Here is a 20,484-nt window from a genome sequence, read left to right on the forward strand (position 1 = left end):
GAACTAGATTCCGATGACCGAACCGATCAATCCCGGTGGCCGGTGTCGGAATCCACGCCGGGAAGTTGCAGGAGTGCGCAGCGCAGGCGGGAGAGTGCCAGAATCGCGGCGGTGCGTCGGGTTCCCGGCTGTAGGTCGAGCTCGGTGACGAGGCGGACGACGACGGTGTCGGGGACGCGCCGGACGTCGCCGTCGACATGCCGGACATCGTGCAGCGCAGGGCTGATCGCGTCGATGTCGGACCGGACGCGGTCGACGGCGTGCCGGAGTGCCGCCGCGTCGTCGCCGGTGAACGGCCCGTCGGCGTCGGAGGGGTAGCCAGAATCGCTGGTGCACAGGGCGATCACGGATTCGGCGAGCTGGTGGGCGCACCGGGTCGTCTGCGTCATGACGAGCAGGTCGCGGTGGGCGATTGTCGACGTGGGTCCGGCGGCAAAGGCCAGCGACATGGCGTCCACGGCGCTGTCGACGCCCGCGGTGGCCACATCGAGTGCATGGCTGGCTGCGGTGAGATCGGCAGTGGCCGAGCTCGATTCGGTGCCGGCATCGCTGGGTGCGGCCATGTGGTCGGTGGCGGTGGTGACCAGATCGCCGAGCGCGGCGAGGTAGGCGTCGACCTTGCCGGTGAGGACGCTGCGCGAGTTGGCCGAGAACAGCAGATAGGCACACACCACGCCGATCACCGCGCCGACGAGGGTCTCCTCGATCCGCTCTTCGAGCAGTCGGAGGTCCAGGATGCCGAGCAGGTCGTAGAGCGAGGCCAGCATGACGGTGATGAGTCCGACGAGCGCCCAGTAGTGCAATGGCCCGAAGTAGAACGCGAGGAACACGCACACCACGCAGAGGATCAGTTCGATGGTGACGTGATGGTTCACCGCGAGCATCACCCCGCCACCCACCGCGATACCGCCGGCGGTGCCGAGCACGCGGTTGTAGGCGCGGGTCAGGATGCCGGCCCGGGACGTGGTGCCGACGAACACGACGAATGCGGTGAGCACCGCCCAGTACCACCGCGAGGCGGAGATGCATTCCCCGGCGATGGTGGCCAGCCCTGTCGCGGCCATCACCTGCACCGCCATCCGGGTGGTCGGTGCGACGTCGGACAGGTGTGGTGGTCGGGTGGCGCGCAGCCGCGCGAACCAGGAGCGACGCGGCTCGGGTACGGGTGTGGTGGGCCCAGCTGCGGTGGGCCCAGAGGCGACGGATGCAGAGGCGGTGGGCCGGGAGGCGGTGGATACAGGAGTGGTCGGTGCGGGCGGCGGTGGTGCGGGATCGGCGGTGGGCCGTGACGACTCGAGCGCGCGGAGTCGTGTCATGGCGTCGGTGGTGGCGTCCAGGACGATGACGGTCAACGAGCCGACTGCCGCCCGAGCGGTCCCGGGGCCGGTCGCTGTACGGGTGGATGACGCAGGAGCCGCGCGGGCGGCCGGAGCATCCGACGCAGCAGGTGCAGATGCAGCAGGTTCAGACGCAGCAGGTTCAGACGCAGCAGGTTCAGACGCAGCAGAATCCACGGCGGGAGCACCCAGCACGGACACAGAGAGATCCACCGCCGCGAGCGCCTCGGCCGCGGGGACCCCGACAGCAGGTACCCCGACAGCGGGTGCGCGAGTGGCAGTCGTGCCGGAGCCGGAGGTCGTGGTGCCGTCCAGTTCGCGGCGCAGACGCCCGATCGCGGCCGTCACCGCGGGTAGGTCGGCGGGATTGCCCCCACGTCGGCGGAGGTCCCACACCACCGGGATCGCCTGCTCGACGGCGACCTGGGCGTCGAACACCGCACGGGAGAGGTCCGCGTCGTCGATGCCGAGGATGTCGTGGGTGGCGAACCGCCGCCGCCAGCCGGAGATGGCGAGCGCGACCGCCGACAGCCGGCTCATCAGGTTCTGTACCTGGTGCTCGCCGTGTGGGTCGGTCGGGGCGGTGAGGGCGGTGTCGACCGCGGTCGCGACCGCGGCCCGGAACTCGTCGAGGAGCAGCACGATCTGCCGGCGGGGTCGTTGGCGCAGCAAGACCAGGCGCACGACGAGACCCGAGCCCAGCGAGATCGCGATGACCAGCAGCACCAGCGGTAGCTCATGCAGCGGCACCTTGAGCAGCAGCGGGAAGAAGTAGCCGTAGAACGCGACCATGCCGGCGCCGGCGCCGCGGATACCGAATCGGCGCAGCCAGGTCGCGACGCCGGCCACCACGATGAACGCGGCGATCTGGGCGGGCCGATGCCCCGACAGTGTGACGGCGAGTGTCGCGCCCACCATCGCCGGGAAGGGCAGGATGGCCGCGGTGACGACACGTGCCCGGGGGGTGGCGTCCTTGGCCTGGGCGGTGCCCATCATGGTCAGGATTCCGGCCATGACGAGCAGGTCGAGCGGTTGGTGCAGGGCGGTCAGGGTGATGGCGGCGACCACCACCGCGATCAGGACGGCCGACGCCACGGCGGTCGCGTTGACCAGACGGGCGTGGCCCGGGTCGGCGGCGACCACGGTGCGCCAGAAGGCGAGGCCGAGTCGCGGGGTGACGGTGGGTGCGGGATCCGGCGAAGCGGACACCGGGATCATGCCGGGTGCGCTGGGCATTGTGGTCGGCGGCTACTTGACCGGGAGTTTGCGGGCGAAATCGGAACCGAGGGTGACCCAGCGGGTCAACTGCCGGTCGGTGCGGACGCCCTCGTCGGACACCCGGATCCAGCCGCGCAGTTCGCGGCCGGACATCTCCATCGGCGAGGTGTGCGGGAACTCGAGCAGCGATTCGGTCTGTTCCGGCGGCACGCGCACCATCAGCCCGCCCCGGGAACTCGCGGTGACGGCCATGTTGCCGTTGATCAGGAACGCGAGTCCGCCGAACATGGGCTTCTCGTCCACGTTGGACTCGGTCGCCAGCAGCGCACGGATGCGAAAGGCGAGTTCCTCTTCGTAGGCCACTCATCGAGAGTAGGCGTGCCCGCGGTCGGGAGTGGTGGTGGACTCGACCTTACTTCTGAGTAAGATAACCGGCATGGCGATCAACCTGGAGCTCCCGAAGAAGTTCGATTCGGCGGTCGAGCAAGCCCACCTCGCAGCCGAGCACATCTTCCGCCCCATCTCGCGCACCTATGACCGTGCCGAGCACGAGTACCCCAAGGAGCTCGACGACCTGGGCAAACTCGCTCGCGCCGCGCGCGACAAGGCCCGAGCCGCCGACAAGGGCGGGTCGTCGTCCACCGACTCCGACGTGGTCAACGGGCCCAACATGCGCGCGGTGCTCAACGGCGTCGAGATGGGCTGGGGCGACGTCGCGCTGATGCTGTCCATCCCCAACCAGGGCCTGGGCAATGCGGCGATCGCCGCGGTGGCCACCCCGGAACAGCTCGAACGGTTCGGTGAGGTCTGGGCGTCGATGGCGATCACCGAACCCAGCTTCGGATCGGACTCCGCGGCGGTGTCGACGACGGCCACCCGCGACGGTGACGACTATGTGATCAACGGTGAGAAGATCTTCGTCACCGCGGGTTCACGCGCCGACCACGTCGTCGTCTGGGCGACGGTGGACAAGACCGCCGGCCGGGCCGCGATCAAGAGTTTCGTCGTCCCGATGACCACCGACGGTGTGACCGTGGTGCGGCTCGAGCACAAGCTGGGGATCCGCGCCTCCGACACTGCCGTGATCCGGTTCGAGAACGCCCGCGTGCCCGCCGACAACCTGCTCGGCTCCCCCGAGGTGGACACCAAGAAGGCCTTCGCCGGGGTGATGCAGACCTTCGACAACACCCGTCCGGTGGTCGCCGCGATGGCCGTCGGCGTGGGCCGGGCCGCCCTCGAGGAGTTGCGGCAGATCATCGAGGCCGCCGGACACGAGATCGACTACGACGCCCCGGCTGCCGGGCAGCACGCGGCGGTCGCCGAGTTCATCCGGCTCGAATCCGAGTGGGAGGCGTCGTGGTTGCACACCTTGCGGGCGGCCTGGATGGCCGACAACGCCGAACCCAACTCGCTGCAGGCGTCGATGTCGAAGGCCAAGGCCGGTCGCATGGTCACCGAGGTCACCAACAAGGCCGTGGAAATCGGTGCGACGGCGGCATTCTCGGAGACCATGCTGCTGGAGAAGTGGGCGCGTGACGCCAAGATCCTCGACATCTTCGAGGGCACTCAGCAGATCCAGCAGCTGATCATCGCGCGCCGGGTCCTCGGCAAGTCCAGTACCGATCTGAAGTAGCGCCGACCCGGATCATTACCGATCCGGGAGGGCACAGGCGCTGGGGAACGTCGGGTTCCTCAGCGCAGCAGGCGTTCTCGAAGCCGGTCTTCGCGGCTGATCCGGTCGGTGTCGCGGTTGCGGCGTTCGGCCATGATCGCGGCGAGGACATCCTCGAACGGTGCACCCGGCGGTGGTGCGGGTGCCACGAACGGTGCGACGGTGTAGGTCAGCCGTTCGGCCATCGCCACGCGTGCCTGCGGCGTGTACTGCTCACGATGGATCAGGAACTTGCGGATGGTTCCCGCGACGGGGTCCGGGATCGACCCGATGTCGGTGACGCGCGCCCATTCCCGTAGTGCCGCAGGCATGGCGGGCGGTTCGACGATCCGGATCGAATGCCGGTCGCGCACCACGTAGGTGCCTGCGATCATGTCGCCGATGCGCTTGTTCTTGCGGTTGACGGCTGCGCTGATCAGGGCCGGAACCCCGAAGAACGTGTAGATCTCGACGATGCCGATCAGTGCGCGGGTGAGGGCGTGGCGGAAGCCGATCGGTCCGGCGTCGTCGCGGACGGTGCGCATCCCGGTGGCCAGGTGGCCGAGTGTCTTTCCGCGCGTGAGGGTTTCCACCGTGGTGGGCAGTGCGCACCACGCGAGCGCGGTGGACATGGTCAGGCAGGCGGCGAACAGGGCGTCGTCGACGCCGGCCGCGAGTTTGAACGACAGATAGGTCAGCAGGACCAGCACCAGCATGCCGACGATGACGTCGATCAGTCCGGACAGGATGCGCAGACCCACCGACGCCGCCGGGAGTTCCAGTGCGACGGCCTCGCCGGAGACAAGATCGTCTCGGCCGACGCCGACCGTCGCGCTGCCACCCCGGCCCCACATTCCCGGTGGTGGGACGGGCCGGGCGCCGGGGGGAAACGGGCCCGGTGGGATCGCGGCCGCCGGATATGGCGCAGGGGGGTAAGGCGCAGGGGGGTAAGGCGCAGAAGGATAAGCAGGGTAAGGCGCAGAAGGATGCGGCGCAGCTGGATGGGGCGCCGGCGGTTGCATGGCCACACTGTATCGGTGCCGGGCACACATGTGCGTCGGTTGATCGACTGGAGTGCATCGGCGGATGCGGGTGCACACACTAGGCTGGCGGGGTGGATCTCGATGCCTACGTGAACGCGAAGCGTCCGTCGTGGGATCGGCTCGAGACGTTGACGCGGCAACGCCGGTTGACCGCAGCCGAATCCGACGAACTGATCGACACCTATCAGCGCGTTGCGACGCAGCTGTCGGTGATCCGGTCGAGTGCGCCGGATCCGGAACTCGTCGGTTATCTCTCGGCGCTTCTGGCCAAGGCCCGCAACCGGGCGGCGGGTACTCGGGTGGGTACGTGGTCGGCCCTCGGCCGGTACTTCGGCCGGACCTTTCCTGCGGCCTTGTACGCGATGAGGTGGTGGTGGCTGACGACGCTGGTGGTCTCGATGGTGGTCACGGTGGCACTCGGCTGGTACTTCCTGGAGCATCCGCGGGTGGAGAGTGCGTTCGGCTCGGCGGCCGAGATCGAGCAGCTCGTCAATCACGACTTCGCCGACTATTACAGCGAGCATGCGGCGTCGGCGTTCGCATTCCGGGTCTGGTCCAACAACTTCTGGCTGGCCGCGATGTGTATCGCCTTCGGTGTCTTCGGGTTCCCGGTGATCATCGTGTTGTGGCAGAACTGTATGAATCTCGCGATCACCGGGTCGATCATGATCCGGCACGGTCGTGCGGATGTGTTCTTCGGTCTGATCACGCCGCACGGTCTCCTCGAGATGACGTGTCTGTTCGTCGCCGCGGGTGTGGGTCTGCGGGTGTTCTGGTCGTGGGTGGCCCCGGGGGACAAACCGCGACTGCAGTCATTGGCCGAGCAGGGTCGCGCGGCGATCGGTATCGCGCTCGGACTGGTGGTGCTGCTCGGTATCACGGGCATCATCGAGGCATTCGTCACCCCTTCTTCGCTGCCCACCTGGGCGCGGATCGCGGTGGGCGTGGCGGTGTGGGTGGGTTTCTTCGTCTATGTCTTCGTCATCGGCCGGTGGGCTCACCACGAGGGGGAACGGGGCGACATCGACGAGGCCGACCGCGATTTCTATGCACCGTCCACGGTGTGAACTGCGGTGTGACCAGGCCGTCGTCGCGGTAGCGGGCTCCCCCGGCGCCGAAACTCCCTCACGCGAGAATCTCGCGACACCGAGATTTCCCTGAACGTCGAAATCAGCCGAGGTCGAAATCCCCCGACGTCGAAATCTCCGATTCCGACGTCTGCTCTGTGGTATATCGACGTGGATACGGCTGTCCCTGAATGTGCTGTCGGTCAATGAATGTAACGATTCCTCCGAATGAATGACATTCACTGCCTCCATTGTTCCTTCCAACGGACGAGTTTTCCCGAGGCGAGTTGCGATTGTTTGCCCTGGTGTATTTGATTCGAAATCGAGAGCGATTTCGACGAAGGGATCACCGATGATGCTGTCGCCGGCAAACCGAAAAGAACGACGCGCACGCGAACGCGCCGAGGACCGAAGGTCACGACGAATGCAGAAGGCCGTCGTCGCCCTGGGCGCCGGCATCGCGATCGCGGCGGGAACCGCAGGTCAGGCCTACGCGGAGTCGATCCAGTCGCAACAGATCTCACAGGACGCCTACGCGACCACCGAGAATCTGATCGTCATCGCCGACGACCTCGGCCGTGCCCAGATCGCCTTGCTCGCGCCGGTCGGTTCGATCCTGCCCGAGGGCTGGGTGCCGGTGGTGACCAGCGCATCGTCCACCACGACCGAACAGCTCAACGTCATCCAGGCCCTCACCGAGGGCGGCAGGCTGCTGCTCGCAGTGCCCGACACGAGCCATGTCCCCGGTGCGTCGACGGCGTTGTCGGGGATCAGTCCGCAGGTCGCGCAGGCTGTGTCGGCATTGCCGCTGGCCGGAACCCTCGGCAGCGGTGCCGGGGTGCTCGCCCAGATCACCTCGGCCTGGGCGCAGCTGAACCTCATCAACCCGAACACCGTCATCCAGAACATCCTGGCCGACGGTGCCGGCACGCTGGGCGGCGACCAGGTGGTACAGCACGCCGGTGAGCTCACCGGCATCCCGTCGTTCGACGAGGCCCTGGGCTTCTGGTCCGGCACACACACCACATCCAACTGGACGGGTACCACCGCCTGGCTGGGTGCCACTGGCACCACCTGGGTCGACCAGGAGCGCGTCACCCTGAACGGGATGACCTCCGACCAGCTGAAGGCGTTGTTCGCCCAGAACCTCAACCAGCCGGATGCGCTGGTGGTGGCGAACGGTTCGACCCATCTGGTCCAGGTGGGGTCGCAGACCGTCGTCATCGTCCCGGCACAGCCCTCCCGCCAGGAATGCGTCACGGTCTTCGGGATCAAGAAGTGCGTGACGATTCCCGCCATTCCCGAAGTCACCCAGGAACTCCCCATCTACGACACCGAATGGGAGGGCGAGACCGACGAGAACGGGAACCAGGTCCACACCACGACCTACGACCCGAATGCCGCGATCCCCGGCGCGTTGTCGGCGCTCGACGGCATCGACGTCGGCGGCTTCTCGGTCATCCAGCGCGAGGCCGGCGGCACCTACACCGGGCCGCTCGGCGGCACGGCCGGATGGCTGGCCGCCGCCACCCAGGTCGTGGTGCCGGGCACCGGCGGTGCCGACGACTACGTCGCCACCGTCCCGCTGTACGCCGCGGGTATCAGCTTGCCGGACAACCTCTTCACCACCGGGATGCAGCGGACGCCGGGCCTGGTGACCAGCAGCGGCCAGACGGTGGATTCGGTGCTCGGATCCCGGTCGTTCACCATGTCGATCCCCGGATTGGGTCTGGGCTTCGAGCGCACCAGCCTGCTGGAGTCGAGTCACCTCGGACCCGACGGTGCCGCCTACAACTCGGGCTGGACCGTCGCTGCCGTCACGATCGGCGACACGACCATCCCGCTGGTGTACTCACTGGGTTCGATCAACCTCGGTCCCCACGGGATCGGTGTGAGCGGTCCGTCGTTCATGGGTGTCGGTCTGCCGGGATTCCAATTGGGTTCGGCCCCCACGGGTTCCGGGTCGACGGCGATCCCGGATGCCTTGTCGGGGATTCTCGGCGACGTCTCGACGTCGGTCATCACGCTCACCCCCGCGCTGCTGTTGCAGCTCGCACAGATCGAGGATCCGACCAACGGGGTGCTCAGCGACCCGATCGGCACTCTCGTCAAAGTGCTCGACCCGCTGTTCACCACCTACGTCACCCCGACCGCCACCCAGATCTCGCAGGCGATCGCCGACGCGGCCACCACCACGCTGAACCAGGTCTCCCACCAGGTCGCCCAGACATCGGCGCAGGTCGCCGACACCACCGGCGGGCTCGCCACCGGCGCGGAGCAGGGAGCCGCGCAGCTCGCGGCCGCCACCGCCGGTGCCGACGACACCACCACGTCCACCGGGCGTCACGCACTCCCCGAAGGTCACGCGCCACAGTTCACCAGCAGCGGCACCGACACCCCGCGGCATGCGGTGCCGGAGGACGAGTCGTCGACCGAGGCCGAATCGGATACCGCGCCGACCGACGACGTGACCCCGTCCGCCGATGACGCCCCGAGCGCCGACGACACACCGGCGGGCGCATCCACCGGATCCGACGATGCGTCGTCCACCGGCGGTGGCGATGACGCCGACGGCGGCGCGGACGCCGCAGCGGCCGAGAGCTGACCGAGTTCGACGCCGATGGCCGCCCGATGTGATGTCGGGCGGCCATCGGCGTATGCGTCGTGATCGGCCGTCGCGCCACGCGCTTTCGGCTCCACTGCGGGGATGAACGAACCCGTCACCAGCGAGCGTCCACCGGCTGCGGAGCTGCGCGACAACGACCGGACAGCTGCGCGACAACGAGCTCTGCGACAACGGCCGGACACCGCTACTCGGCGTCGGCGGCCATGACTGCGGCGCCGGCGGACGCGGTGACCGATCGAGGCCGTGTGGCCGATCCCGAAATCCACTTGTCCCACCCGCCATCGGCATCCGACAATCCACCCCATGGACATTCACCCCGTGACCGTGGACGATCTGCCGGCGGTGCTCGACGTGGTCGGCCGGGCCTTTGCCGATCCGGCCCACGGCGGCGAGCCGGTGGAGGTGGGGCTCACCGAGCGGCTGTTCGCCGACGCCGGCTATCTCCCGGCGCTGGCGCTGGCGGCGTGGGTCGACCGGTCGATGGTCGGGATGGTGATCGGCACCCGCGGCCATGTCGGTGACCTGCCCGCCGTCGGCGTCGGTCCGTTGGCGGTCTCCCCCGACCGGCAGGGGCACGGGATCGGGACCGCACTCATGCACGCCGAGCTCGACGCCGCCGGAGCCGCCGGTGAGCGGGTCGTCGCTCTCCTGGGTGAACCGGATTTCTACGGTCGCTTCGGTTTCGGGCCGGCCGCCGCCCTCGGCATCGACTCCCCCGACCCCGCCTGGGGGCGCCACTTCCAGGCGCTGCTGCTCGACCGATCCCCTGCTCCCCGCGGCGTATTCCGTTACGCGGCACCGTTCGACGATCTCTGAGCTATCTCTGAGAGGGTGGCGCGGTCAGAGCAGACCGCGCGACTTGAGCGCCAGGTAGCGGTCGGCCAGCGCAGCGGGCAACGCCTCGGGTTCGGCGTCGACGACGTCCACCCCGATCCGCCCGAGTGCGGTCTCGGTGCGGGCCCGCAGGGTCAAGGTCCGTGCCGCGGCCGCAGCCTGGTAGACCTCCTCGGCGTCATCGCGGCGCCCGGCCATCTCGTCGAGCGCCGGGTCGCGGACCGACGCGACGATCACCTTGTGCCGCTGTGCCAGCACCGACAATGGTGCCAGCAGCGACTCCTCCACGGCGGCCGGTTCGACCGGGGTCAACAGCACCACCAGTGCGCGCTGCCGGCTGATCTTGGTCACCTCGGCGGCCAGCAGCGGCCAATCGGCTTCCAGCAGAGCCGGTTCCAGACCGGTCATCGCGTTGACGAACTGTCCGAGGATGCTGGTGCGGCCCACGCCCACCACTCGCCGATGGATGATCCGGTCACCGGCGAGCAGATCCACCCGGTCGCCGGCATGTGCGGCGAGTGCGGCCAGCAGCAGCGCGGCGTCCATCGCGGCATCGAGCCGTGGTGCATCGCCGACCCGGCCTGCGGAGGTACGTGAGGTGTCCAGCACGAGGATGATGTGACGGTCCTTCTCCGGCTGCCAGGTCCGCACCACCACCGAGCTGCGCCGAGCGGTGGCCCGCCAGTCGATACTGCGGACGTCATCGCCCTCGACATAGTCACGCAGCGAGTCGAATTCGGTTCCCTGACCCCGAATCCGCACCGCCGACCGCCCGTCCAGCTGGCGTAGACGTGCCAGCCGCGACGGAAGGTGTTTGCGCGAGTTGAACGGGGCCAGCGCTCGCACCGATCCCGGTAGCAGACGGGTGTGCTGGGTGGCGGCCAGCCCCAGTGGTCCGGGCCGACGGACGGTGGCGCGCAGGGCAAGTCGATCACCGCGGCGGGTGGGCGTGAGCGTGGTGGACACGGTGCGGCGTTCCCCGGGCGGGAGGTCGACGTCGTGGACATTGTGCGACGCACCGGCCGACGGTTGCCAGGAATCCTTGATCCGGCCGCGGAACCGGCGCCGGCCGGTGTTGACCACCACCACGGTGGACTCCCCCGACTCGCCGAGACGCAGTGGCGCCGAGGGCAATCGGAGCAGCGTCACCGCACCGGTGGATCCTGCCGCGACCAGATCGGCCAGCATCAGGATGATCGATCCGAACACCCACAGCAGCGCCACCCAGTAGTGCGGGAACACCAGTACCGGCACGATGCCCACCAGGAGCAGCGCGACGAACCGGCCGGTGACGGTCATCAGCGGGGGACCGGGACCGAATTGATCGCGGCGTCGAGCACCGCCGACACCGACACGCCTTCCAGCTCGGCCTCCGGACGCAGCGTGAGACGGTGTGCCAGAGTCGATTGCGCGAGCGCCTTGACGTCGTCGGGGGTGACGAAGTCGCGCCCCGACAGCCACGCCCAGGCACGGCTGGTCGACAGCAGGGCGGTGGCGCCACGCGGGCTGACCCCGAGCGACAACGACGGCGACACCCGGGTGGCGCGGGCGATGTCGACGATGTAGGCGAGCACCTGCGGGGCCACGGCGACGCGGCGCACCGCCTCGGCACCGGCGAGCACATCGGCACCCGAGGCCACCGGACGCAGTCCGGCACCGGCGAGGTCGCGCGGGTTGAACCCCGCCGCATACCGTGCCAGCACGGTGATCTCGTCGTCGCGCGGCGGCAGCGGCAGGGTGACCTTCAGCAGGAAGCGGTCGAGCTGGGCCTCCGGCAGGGGATAGGTGCCCTCGTACTCGACGGGGTTCTGGGTGGCCGCCACCAGGAACGGCTCCGGCAGCGGACGCGGCACCCCGTCCACCGACACCTGACGTTCTTCCATCGCCTCCAGCAGCGACGCCTGCGTCTTGGGCGGAGTGCGGTTGATCTCGTCGGCGAGAAGGAGATTGGTGAACACCGGGCCCGGCCGGAAGGTGAACTCCGAGGTTGCGTTGTCATAGATCAGCGAGCCGGTCACGTCACCGGGCATCAGATCCGGGGTGAACTGCACCCGCTTGGTCTCCACCTGCAGGGCGGCCGCCACCGACCGCACCAGCAGCGTCTTGGCCACCCCGGGCACACCCTCCAGCAGGATGTGCCCGCGGCACAGCAGCGCGATGAGGATGCCGGCGACGGCCGAGTCCTGTCCGACAACGGATTTGGCGACCTCGGCGCGGACCGCGGTGAGGGCGTCACGCGGGCTCGACGGGGCCGTCGCGGTGGCGTATGCGGTGGTGGGTGTCTCGGGAGTCATGGTGTGCGACGGACTTCCTTCTCGAGGGTGGTCAGTTCGGTGGTGAAGGTCAGCAGACCGGCGTCGTCGGCGGGTAGGGGACCGGCGAGCAGCGCCGACACCTGTCCCAGGTCGCGTCCGGTGATGGTGGTGACGGCATCGCAGATGGTCGTCACCGCGGGATCGTCCACCGGCACAGCGCCGATCGCGTCGATCGCCCGGCCGGGATCGTAGGGGAGACCCAGATAGCCGGACAACCGGTCCAGGGTGTGGACGCGGAGGATCGCGGCCGTGCGGGAGGCGTCGGCGGCCCGCCGGTACAACCGGCCGCGTGAGCGCGTGGTCTCGATCGCGCGGACCACCGCGGGGAGCGGCTCGGTGGCGACCGGACCGAAACGTCTTCCGCGCCAGAGGGCCAGTGCCACCACCACGAAGAACGCGAGCAGGAACGCCGGTCCGATGAATCGGGGCAGGATCGACTGTTCCTCGGAGGCCGAGGCGACGTCGTCGGCCTGCGGGATGTACCAGAGGATGCGGTCGGTGTTCGCCAGCAGCCGCACCGAGACACCGGCGTTGTCGAAGCTTTCGATCTGCTCGTTGGTGGTCATGGAGGCGTTGAGGGCCACCAGGTCTGGGCCGACCAGGCTGTCCGGTGCGATCGCGACCTGAGCGGCATCGCCGACCCGGAAACAGTTGTGTGCGCCGGCCGCGGGCGGACCCGCGTCGAATGCGCGGTAGCCATACGACCGGGCGGTCACCACGTCGCCGGGGTCGATGCCGGCCGCGGTGCAGCCGGCGGCGACCGAATCGCCCGGCGGCACGATGCCCGGGTCGCGATCGCCGTCGATCGGCCAGTCGAGCAGGCTCAGGGTGCCGCTGCTCGGGCTGAGCAGCACGATCCGATCGGCCTCGCGAACGCGATCGGCGAATGCCGCTGCGGTGTCGGGCCGCAGCACCGCGGTGTTGGAGACCACGACGGTGGTGTGCGCGTCGGGTTTCGGCGTGACCCGAAGGTCGGCCAGGCCGCGGACGATCGTCACCTGCACCCCGTGGTCGTCGATGATCGAGGCGAGGACGCTGGTACCGGTGGCGCCATAGTTCTGGGGGTCCAGCAGATACTGGTTTCCCTTGTCGCGGGCCGCGGTTCCGCCGACCAGCACGACCACCGCGATGACCGCCACCAGCAGCAGCACGATCACCGGGATGCCGACCCACAGGCCGATGCGCCGGCGCGTCCGGGGTGCGGCCGGGACCGGGGGAGGGGAGGACTCCTGTGCAGGAGCGGGTGCGGTCATCGCGGTACCGCGAATCCGACGTCGAGCCCGGCATCGGTCCCCGTGCCGGCCGGCCGGGTGGACTTCAGTGCGGTGTCGAGATCGAGGACGGACCGGGCCTGCGCCTCGGTCGCATGTCGGCCACCGTAGGCCACCGAGTCGAACAGGCTTGCAGCGGTGAGGAGTTCGTGCACGTGGCCGGGGAACGGCCCCCGAAGCCGGACGGCCACCTCGTGGGCGGTGAGTGACGGTGCGTCGGTCAGCAGGGAGCGTTCGGCGCTGCGGCGGGTGAGGGCGCGCATCGCGTCGCGGACGCATCCGTCGAAGTCACCGGCGGCGAGGAGCTGTTCGGCGCGGGCCCGGAACGCCTTGGCCGACAACGACTCCGTGCCGAGTACGGGCTCGATGTCCACTGCGGAGGGGGCCTTGCGCCGGCGCCGCACGAACCGCAACGAGTAGCCGATCAGTGCGAGCGCCAGCACCCCGATCACCACCGCGAAGACGATCGACCAGGTGTTGTCGCCGAAGATCGCCTCGAAGGCACGCTCACCGAACCAGCGCGACAGGCTGTCGGAGAGCCGGTCCAGCCAGCTCGGTTGGTCCGGTTGATAGTTCGACGACGACAGTTCGTCGCGCACCCATTGCCGCGCCTCGTCGTTGCTCGGTGAGAGTCCCTCGGCCAGAACCGAGTACGCGAAGCTCATCGTCCACCCCCGGCGGCCCACTCGGCGAGTTGTACCTGGAATCCCTCACGCCGGATACGCGCATCGACACCCATCACCGCGAAGGCGCAGGCGAGCAGGGGAGCGAGTGTCACCGAGGCGATGACCGCCCAGACGCCGGTGAGGGCGGACTCGGCCAGCGGCGGTATCGCCCACACCTCGCCGACCGCGAAGATCCCGACCCGCAGCACCCACGAGATGACGCCGCAGATCAGCGTGAGCAACACGAGCACGGCGAGATATCGCCAGAAACCGGGGCCGGACAAGGTCAGGGCCCGGCGCAGCGCATCACCCGGGCGCAGCCCCTCGGTCGTGGCGACGGCGGGAGCCTGACCGAGGCGGACGAGCCCGGCGACCACGCCGATCATCGTGGCCGCCGACACCGCGATGATCGCGACGAGACCACCGGGGGTGTCCGGGAGCCGGTCGACCACGGCGGCCCCCACCACCACCGGGATCAGGCCCAACACCATCGCCGGCGCCGTCGACCCGACGATCGCGGCGAACCGGTGGCGCACCGTGCCGACGAGGTACGACAGTGATGTCGGCAGCCCGGCGGCGCCGGCGATGACCGTGGGTGCCACCGGCCCGATGAGCGCCAGTGCGATGAGGTCGTAGTTGCCGAGGGCGTCGACGAGGGCGGCCGACCAGGACTCGACGGTGATCTCGCCGTCGGTGACGGCCACCGCGAGGGCGACCGCCGGCATGGTCACCGCCACGACGAGCGCGGTGACCGCGGCGCTGATCCCGAAGTGCTGTCGGGGACTGCGGGTGAGGGTCGCGAACGTGGCGGCGATGATGTCGCCCACGCCGAGCGGACGCAGCGGCACGATGCCCGGCCGATGCGCCGGGGCCGGCTGCTGCCACACCGGGGGAGGCGGCGGCGCACCGATCCCGGAACCCCATCGGGGGCCGGACCCGGGCGTACCGACACCGGGCGTACCGACACCGGGAGCACCGACACCGGGAGCACCGACACCGGGAGCACCGACACCGGGAGCACCGACACCGGGAGCACCGACACCGGGAGCACCGGGATCGGCTGCATTCGGGACCGGCGACCACTCGGGCGGGGTGAATCCCTCCCCGGGCGAGTAGGTCATGGGTGTCCCTCCGATGGTCTGCCCGCCGGATGCCCCCTGCATCCGAGTCGGCGTCCCCCATCCAATCACCGATCGTCGGTGGTGGGGTGAACCCCGTGGAGTCGGATCAATCACCTGGATGACGGCGGATCGCCTGCTACCGTGAAACTAGAACACGTTCTTGTTTCCTGGAGGGGGAGCCCCATGACCGTCGAGTCGGACACCGCGAGCCTGTCGGAGAAGATCAACGCCACCGTCGAGGCCTACGTCGAGTACCTGACCTCGGGTACGGCCGAGCAGATCGCCGACCTGTACGCGCCCGGCGCGACGGTGGAGGACCCGATCGGCGCCGACATCCGCGACACCCGCGAACAGCTCGTCGAGTTCTACTCGGTGATCACGGGTATGGACGAGCGCACCGCCACCCTGAAGTGGAAGCGGGTCGCCGGCGACACCGCGGTCTTCGAGTTCACCCTCGTCACCGGGACCGCCGGTCTGCGCTTCGAGATCACCCCGGTCGACATCATGGTCTTCGACGCCGACGGCAAGATCGCGACGATGCGCGCGGTGTGGGAGGCCTCGGACCTCAAGCAGCTCTGACCCGAAGCACTCACGCCGCCGTGGATCGTGCCGTTCAGAACACAAGGCGGCGTGAGGGTTTCAGCTCAACTCTCGACCTCTACCAGAGGTTGGTTGTTTCACGTAGAACAACGCGGGTGTCATTTGCCGACCGTCAGCGACGACCGGTCGGGCGCAACACGATCTCGGTCGGATGGGCGTCGGCCGGGGTACGGACCGCCTGTGCGACCGCCGCCGCCACCGTCGTCGGCGCGAGGAACCGGGTCGGGTCGTAGTCCTTGCCCTCGATGGCGATCAGCTCACGCTGCATGTCGGTGTCGATCCGGCCCGGGAACACCGACGTCACACGGAGGTCCGGTTCCTCGAGGCGCAGCGCGTCGGCGAGTGCCCGGAGGCCGAACTTGCTCGCGGCGTATGCCGCCCAGCCCGGATTTGCGCGCTTTCCGGCACCCGAGTTGATGAACACGACATGTCCGCCGGCCGCGCGGAGTGCCGGCAACAGCACCCGCGTCAGTTCGGCCACGGCGATCAGATTGACCTCGAGCAGCCGGCGCCACTCGTCGGCCGGGGTCTCGCCGACCGGGCGCAGGCTGCTCCCGATCCCGGCGTTGTGCACCAGCACGTCGAGCCGGTCGATCCCTTCGGCCGCCGCGACGACGGCGTCGTGATCGGTCAGTTCGGCGGTGAACGTCGACGCCCCGAGTTCGGCGGCGATGCCGTCGAGTGCGTCGGAGCCGCGCCCGCCGAGGATCAGGTCGTGGGTGGGGGAGAGCTGTCGGGCGATGGCCGCGCCGAGCCCGCGGGCGGCGCCGGTGATCAATGCGGTGGACACGATGGCGAGCCTACTTCTCGCCGCCCGGCTGCCCGCGGCCCCGCCGGAGGCATGCGCTCAGACGGCAGGCAGGGCCCGGCCGGGGCAGAATCTACGCGTGGCGCGCAACGGATTCACCCAGACGCAGCTCGCGGCCCGGGCCGCGTACCTGCTGCGGGGCAACGACCTCGGCACGATGACCAGTGCCGCACCCCGGCTGTACCCGCACATGTGGAGCTGGGATGCGGCGTTCGTGACGGTGGGTCTGGCCCCGCTCAGCGTCGAGCGCGCGGTGATCGAGATGGACACCCTGCTCTCGGCGCAGTGGAGCAACGGGATGATCCCGCACATCGTGTTCGCCAACGGCCGCGACGGCTACTTCCCGGGGCCGCGCCGGTGGGAGTGTGCGCGTCTGGCCGCCTGCGCCCCCGACTTCCCCGACACCTCCGGCATCACGCAGCCGCCGGTGCACGCGATCGCCGTGCAGCGCATCCTCGACCACTCCCGCCGCCACGGGCGCACCACCCGGGCGGCCGCCGACGAGTTCCTGGACCGCCGCTGGGGTGCCCTGGTGCGCTGGCATCGCTGGCTGGCCCACGCCCGCGATCCGCAGGGCCGGGGCCGCATCACCATCTATCACGGCTGGGAGTCGGGGATGGACAACTCGCCGCGCTGGGATGCGGCGTATGCCAACGTCGTCCCGGGTGACGATCTGCCGCCGTATCAGCGGGCCGACCTCGCCCACGTCACCGACCTGTCGATGCGGCCGTCCGACCACGAGTACGACCGCTACATCTGGCTGGTCGAGGAGATGAAGCGCGCCGCCTACGACGACGCCGCGCTGACCACGGCGATGAGCTTCGCCGTCGAGGACGTCTTCGTCAGCGCGATCTTCGCACTCGCCTGTGACGTGCTCGCCACGATCGGGGAGGACTACTCCAAGCCCCGCGCCGACGTCCGCGATCTGCGGGCGTGGGCCGACCGGTTCCGCACCGGGGTGGTGTCGTCGACCAACGAGCGCAGCGGTGCGGCGCGCGACTTCGACCTGCGGGCCAACCGGTGGATCACCACCGAGACCATCGCGATCTTTGCGCCGCTGCTGTGCGGCGGGCTGTCCCGCGACCAGGAGCGGGCGCTGCTGCGGCTGTTCGACGGCCCACGCTTCTGCGGTCATCCGGACCTGCGGTACGCGGTGCCGCCGTCGACGTCGCCGATCTCCCCGGACTTCCGGCCGCGCGAGTACTGGCGTGGCCCGGTGTGGCCGGTGATGACGTGGCTGTTCAGCTGGGCCTTCGCGCGGCGCGGGTGGCCGGAGCGGTCGGCGCGGTTGCGTGAGGAGGGGCTGCGGCAGGCCACCGACGGCAGCTTCGCCGAGTACTACGAACCGTTCACCGGTGAGCCGCTGGGCAGCATGCAGCAGAGCTGGACCGCGGCGTCGGTTCTGGACTGGCTGGACTGAGGCCCGCCCGCACGACCATCGGCGCCCATCCGGCCGACCGCATGAGAAGGCCCCGCGGATCAGCCGGTTGTGGCGATCGACGCGGGGCCTGACTCGTTCCCTCGGACAGAGGTCTGGAATTCGGCGGGTCAGTACTCTTCGGCACCCACCAGTGCGTCCTGCGGGTCGACGTGGTGATCGGCGGCCGAGGCCACCCGCACGAAGCTCACCGTGATCAGGGCGACGATGCAGTAGGCGGTCGCGAACCACCACGGTGCGGCCACCGAGCCGAACCACTCGGCGAGGTAGGACACGAGCACCGCGGCGATCGCGGCACCGGCCCAGCGGGGGAAGGAGTAGCCGGCGCTGGACACCGAGCGCGGGGTGGAGCCGTCACCCGACGACATCGCGACGCCGGTGAACAGGGTGTTGAGCACGCCGGAGGGGAGACCGGACAGGATCACGGCGACGCCGATCAGCCACACCTGGTGCTCGGCGGTGCCGATGCCGGCGACGATCATGGCCACCGCGTAGGTGCCGATCGCGATCATCACACCGCCGCGTTGTCCGACGGCGCGGGCGAGCTTCGGGGCGATGAAGACACCGGCGATGGCGGTCAGCAGACCCCACCGAAGAAGATCAGGCCGGCGTAGATCGGCCGCAGTCCCATCGCGATGGGCGCCCACGCGATCACGGTGAACAGTGCGCCGGTGTAGAACGCCGAACCGATCGAGGTGATCAGCAGGGTGCGGTTGCGCAGTGCGAGGATCGGGTCGACGAGCCGGACCTTCGTCCGGGACGGGGCCGGGCCGTCCTTCGGCAGCATCGCCGCACACAGGATCGCACCGATCAGCATCAGGATCGCGGTGCCGCCGAACGGGGCACGCCAGGTCCACTCGCCGAGCAGGGCGCCGATCAGCGGACCGACGGCCAGGCCCACGCCGAGCGCGGCCTCGTACAGCATGATCGCGCCGTGGTGGCTGCCCTCGGCCTCGCTGACGATGAAGGCCAGGGCGGTGGCCAGGAACAGGGCATTGCCCAGACCCCACAGCACGCGGTAGATGATCAGCTGGTCGATATCGCTGGCGAACACCGACAGTGCCGCGGCCAGGATGATCAGGGTCAGGCCGGTGACGAGTGTGCGCTTGGGGCCGAAGCGCGACGCCGACCATCCGGTGATCAGCATGGCCACACACTGCACGCCGACGTACACGCCGAACAGCAGGGTCAGCTTGTTGGGCGGGGCGTCGAGCGCCTCGGCGATGCTGTGCAGGATCGGGTCCACCAGACCGATGCCCATGAACGCGACCACCGCGGCGAAGGCGGTGATCCACACGGTGCGGGGCTGGTGGGCGAAGGTCTGGAGGAACGACTGTCCCTCATGGGCGTCGGTGGACGACGACGCCCTGGAATCAACGGTGGTCATACGGCTTCCTCGGAACGGACACTGCGGTGGACGGTTTCTGCGGGGTATCCACTCGACGACGAGTGGGCCCGGTCAGACGGGGGGCTGCCCCTCGAGCGCCGTGTGCAGCGCCTGGAGGGCCGGGGCGGCGGCGGCCAGTGAGGCGCGGTCGTCGTCGGAGAGCTGTTCGACGGCGCGTGCGAGCACGTCGTCACGTCGGTCCCGGACCCGATGCACGGTGTCTTCGCCGTGCTCGGTCAGCGACACCAGCACGGCGCGCCGATCCGAGGGATCGGGGGAGCGCTGGGCCAGGCCGGTGCGGATGAGTCCGTCGATCACGCTGGTCGCGGTGGGCATCCGGATGGATTCGCGGGCGGCGAACTCGCCCATCCGCATGGCGCCGTGGTCGAGCAGGGTCACCAGGGCCGAGGCTTGCGCGGCCGAGTACTCGGGGGCCGGGGTATGCCGACGCAAGGACAGGTACATGCGGGTGATCGCGGGCCGTATCTGCCTCGCGATCGTTGCGCTGTCCGATCCTGCGGTGGTCATGTTTAGATACACTAATACTTCGAGAATCTAAATAAAAGCGTTGTGGCGCGTTTCACCGGGGGCGGGGCTGGGTAGGTTGGACGGGTGAGCCCGTCGAAGAAGCGACCACTGTCCCCTCGATCGCGCGCGATCCTCCGTGTCGGTGTGCCGATCCAGTTCGCGCTGCAGGGCCTCACGCTCTGGGATCTCGCCCACCGTCCGGCCGATCAGGTGCGCGGCCCCAAGAAGGCATGGGTGGCCGCGAGCTTCGTCAACTTCATCGGGCCGATCGCCTACCTGCGGTGGGGTCGGCGCAACACCCCGCCCCCGGTGGCTGCGGCGCCGCCATCGATCTCGTCACTCTGAGTCGTAGCAGGACGCCGCGGGCGTTCTGTTCGAACACGAGGTGCCGCACGCAGACACGGCTGGTTGGGCCGATGAAAACCTCCGTCGGCCGAGTTCGTGACGTCACCACGGGTGGGGACGTCCCGCGCTGATGTGGAGCGTTGCACGGTGGTTGAGCCGATGAAAACCTCCGCCGGCCGGGTTCGTCACGCCACCACGGGTGGGGACGTTCCGTGCGAATGTGGAGCGCT

The 20,484-nt window shown here is 69.3% G+C and carries 17 protein-coding genes and 1 pseudogene; 7 read left to right on the forward strand and 11 right to left on the reverse strand.

The features are described 5' to 3' along the window. Window positions 1-26: 26 nt before the first annotated feature. Window positions 27-2,573 carry an FUSC family protein gene (locus GD1_RS07450; protein ID WP_059036541.1) on the reverse strand — a complete coding sequence of 849 codons (2,547 nt, stop codon included), beginning with the start codon at window positions 2,571-2,573 and terminating at the stop codon, window positions 27-29. A gap of 12 nt (window positions 2,574-2,585) precedes the next feature. After that, window positions 2,586-2,918 (reverse strand): TfoX/Sxy family protein, encoded by a 333-nt coding sequence (locus GD1_RS07455; RefSeq protein ID WP_059036542.1) that lies wholly within the window; start codon window positions 2,916-2,918, stop codon window positions 2,586-2,588. 73 nt (window positions 2,919-2,991) lie between these two features. Between GD1_RS07455 and GD1_RS07460 the strand changes: the two genes are divergently transcribed. Then, window positions 2,992-4,188 carry an acyl-CoA dehydrogenase family protein gene (locus GD1_RS07460; protein WP_059036543.1) on the forward strand — a complete coding sequence of 399 codons (1,197 nt, stop codon included), beginning with the start codon at window positions 2,992-2,994 and terminating at the stop codon, window positions 4,186-4,188. A gap of 59 nt (window positions 4,189-4,247) precedes the next feature. On the opposite strand, the gene GD1_RS07465 is transcribed toward GD1_RS07460, so the two are convergent. After that, the gene (locus GD1_RS07465; RefSeq protein ID WP_059036544.1) at window positions 4,248-5,060 is read right to left on the reverse strand and encodes an RDD family protein; all 813 of its coding nucleotides are present in this window, start codon (window positions 5,058-5,060) and stop codon (window positions 4,248-4,250) included. A gap of 260 nt (window positions 5,061-5,320) precedes the next feature. Between GD1_RS07465 and GD1_RS07470 the strand changes: the two genes are divergently transcribed. The 3 genes from GD1_RS07470 to GD1_RS07480 all read left to right on the forward strand — a co-directional run bounded on the left by GD1_RS07470 (window position 5,321) and on the right by GD1_RS07480 (window position 9,758). Continuing rightward, on the forward strand, window positions 5,321-6,316 hold the full coding sequence (locus GD1_RS07470; protein WP_059036545.1) for a stage II sporulation protein M: 996 nt from the start codon (window positions 5,321-5,323) through the stop codon (window positions 6,314-6,316). A 424-nt stretch (window positions 6,317-6,740) separates the two neighbouring features. Continuing rightward, complete coding sequence (locus tag GD1_RS07475; protein ID WP_238403728.1) at window positions 6,741-8,921, forward strand: hypothetical protein; 2,181 nt, start codon at window positions 6,741-6,743, stop codon at window positions 8,919-8,921. A gap of 324 nt (window positions 8,922-9,245) precedes the next feature. After that, entirely contained in the window at window positions 9,246-9,758 is a 513-nt protein-coding gene (locus GD1_RS07480) for a GNAT family N-acetyltransferase (RefSeq protein WP_059036546.1), read from the forward strand. A gap of 24 nt (window positions 9,759-9,782) precedes the next feature. On the opposite strand, the gene GD1_RS07485 is transcribed toward GD1_RS07480, so the two are convergent. Genes GD1_RS07485 through GD1_RS07505 form a run of 5 tightly spaced genes read right to left on the reverse strand, consistent with a single transcriptional unit; the run spans window position 9,783 to window position 15,148 of the window. After that, window positions 9,783-11,075 carry a DUF58 domain-containing protein gene (locus GD1_RS07485; protein WP_059036547.1) on the reverse strand — a complete coding sequence of 431 codons (1,293 nt, stop codon included), beginning with the start codon at window positions 11,073-11,075 and terminating at the stop codon, window positions 9,783-9,785. Continuing rightward, window positions 11,075-12,070: an AAA family ATPase gene (locus GD1_RS07490; protein ID WP_059036548.1), complete on the reverse strand. Its 996-nt coding sequence runs from the start codon at window positions 12,068-12,070 to the stop codon at window positions 11,075-11,077. The genes GD1_RS07485 and GD1_RS07490 overlap by 1 nt, the downstream gene beginning before the upstream one ends. Continuing rightward, a complete protein-coding gene (locus tag GD1_RS07495; protein WP_059036549.1) occupies window positions 12,067-13,344 on the reverse strand; it encodes a DUF4350 domain-containing protein in 1,278 nt (425 codons plus the stop codon). The genes GD1_RS07490 and GD1_RS07495 overlap by 4 nt, the downstream gene beginning before the upstream one ends. Continuing rightward, on the reverse strand, window positions 13,341-14,027 hold the full coding sequence (locus tag GD1_RS07500; RefSeq protein WP_059036550.1) for a DUF4129 domain-containing protein: 687 nt from the start codon (window positions 14,025-14,027) through the stop codon (window positions 13,341-13,343). Before GD1_RS07500 ends, GD1_RS07495 begins: the two co-directional genes overlap by 4 nt. Continuing rightward, complete coding sequence (locus tag GD1_RS07505; protein WP_157079401.1) at window positions 14,024-15,148, reverse strand: hypothetical protein; 1,125 nt, start codon at window positions 15,146-15,148, stop codon at window positions 14,024-14,026. Before GD1_RS07505 ends, GD1_RS07500 begins: the two co-directional genes overlap by 4 nt. Window positions 15,149-15,331: 183 nt before the next feature. On the opposite strand from GD1_RS07505, the gene GD1_RS07510 reads away from it, so the two are divergent. After that, the gene (locus tag GD1_RS07510) at window positions 15,332-15,727 is read left to right on the forward strand and encodes a nuclear transport factor 2 family protein (protein ID WP_020793317.1); all 396 of its coding nucleotides are present in this window, start codon (window positions 15,332-15,334) and stop codon (window positions 15,725-15,727) included. A gap of 133 nt (window positions 15,728-15,860) precedes the next feature. Here the strand turns inward: GD1_RS07510 and GD1_RS07515 are convergent, their stop codons facing one another. Next, a complete protein-coding gene (locus tag GD1_RS07515; RefSeq protein ID WP_053777240.1) occupies window positions 15,861-16,538 on the reverse strand; it encodes an SDR family oxidoreductase in 678 nt (225 codons plus the stop codon). A 97-nt stretch (window positions 16,539-16,635) separates the two neighbouring features. On the opposite strand from GD1_RS07515, the gene ggh reads away from it, so the two are divergent. Next, window positions 16,636-17,976 (forward strand): glucosylglycerate hydrolase, encoded by a 1,341-nt coding sequence (ggh, locus tag GD1_RS07520; RefSeq protein ID WP_053777239.1) that lies wholly within the window; start codon window positions 16,636-16,638, stop codon window positions 17,974-17,976. A 128-nt stretch (window positions 17,977-18,104) separates the two neighbouring features. Here ggh and GD1_RS07525 read toward each other — a convergent pair. Next, a pseudogene (locus tag GD1_RS07525) lies at window positions 18,105-19,381 on the reverse strand (MFS transporter). Window positions 19,382-19,453: 72 nt separating this feature from the next. Continuing rightward, the gene (locus GD1_RS07530) at window positions 19,454-19,909 is read right to left on the reverse strand and encodes a MarR family winged helix-turn-helix transcriptional regulator (RefSeq protein WP_053777238.1); all 456 of its coding nucleotides are present in this window, start codon (window positions 19,907-19,909) and stop codon (window positions 19,454-19,456) included. Window positions 19,910-19,993: 84 nt separating this feature from the next. On the opposite strand from GD1_RS07530, the gene GD1_RS07535 reads away from it, so the two are divergent. Next, window positions 19,994-20,254 (forward strand): PLDc N-terminal domain-containing protein, encoded by a 261-nt coding sequence (locus GD1_RS07535; RefSeq protein ID WP_059036552.1) that lies wholly within the window; start codon window positions 19,994-19,996, stop codon window positions 20,252-20,254. The last annotated feature ends 230 nt before the right edge of the window (window positions 20,255-20,484 follow it).

It is taken from the genome of Gordonia desulfuricans NBRC 100010 (assembly GCF_001485495.1).
GTDB classification, from domain to species: Bacteria; Actinomycetota; Actinomycetes; order Mycobacteriales; family Mycobacteriaceae; genus Gordonia; species Gordonia desulfuricans.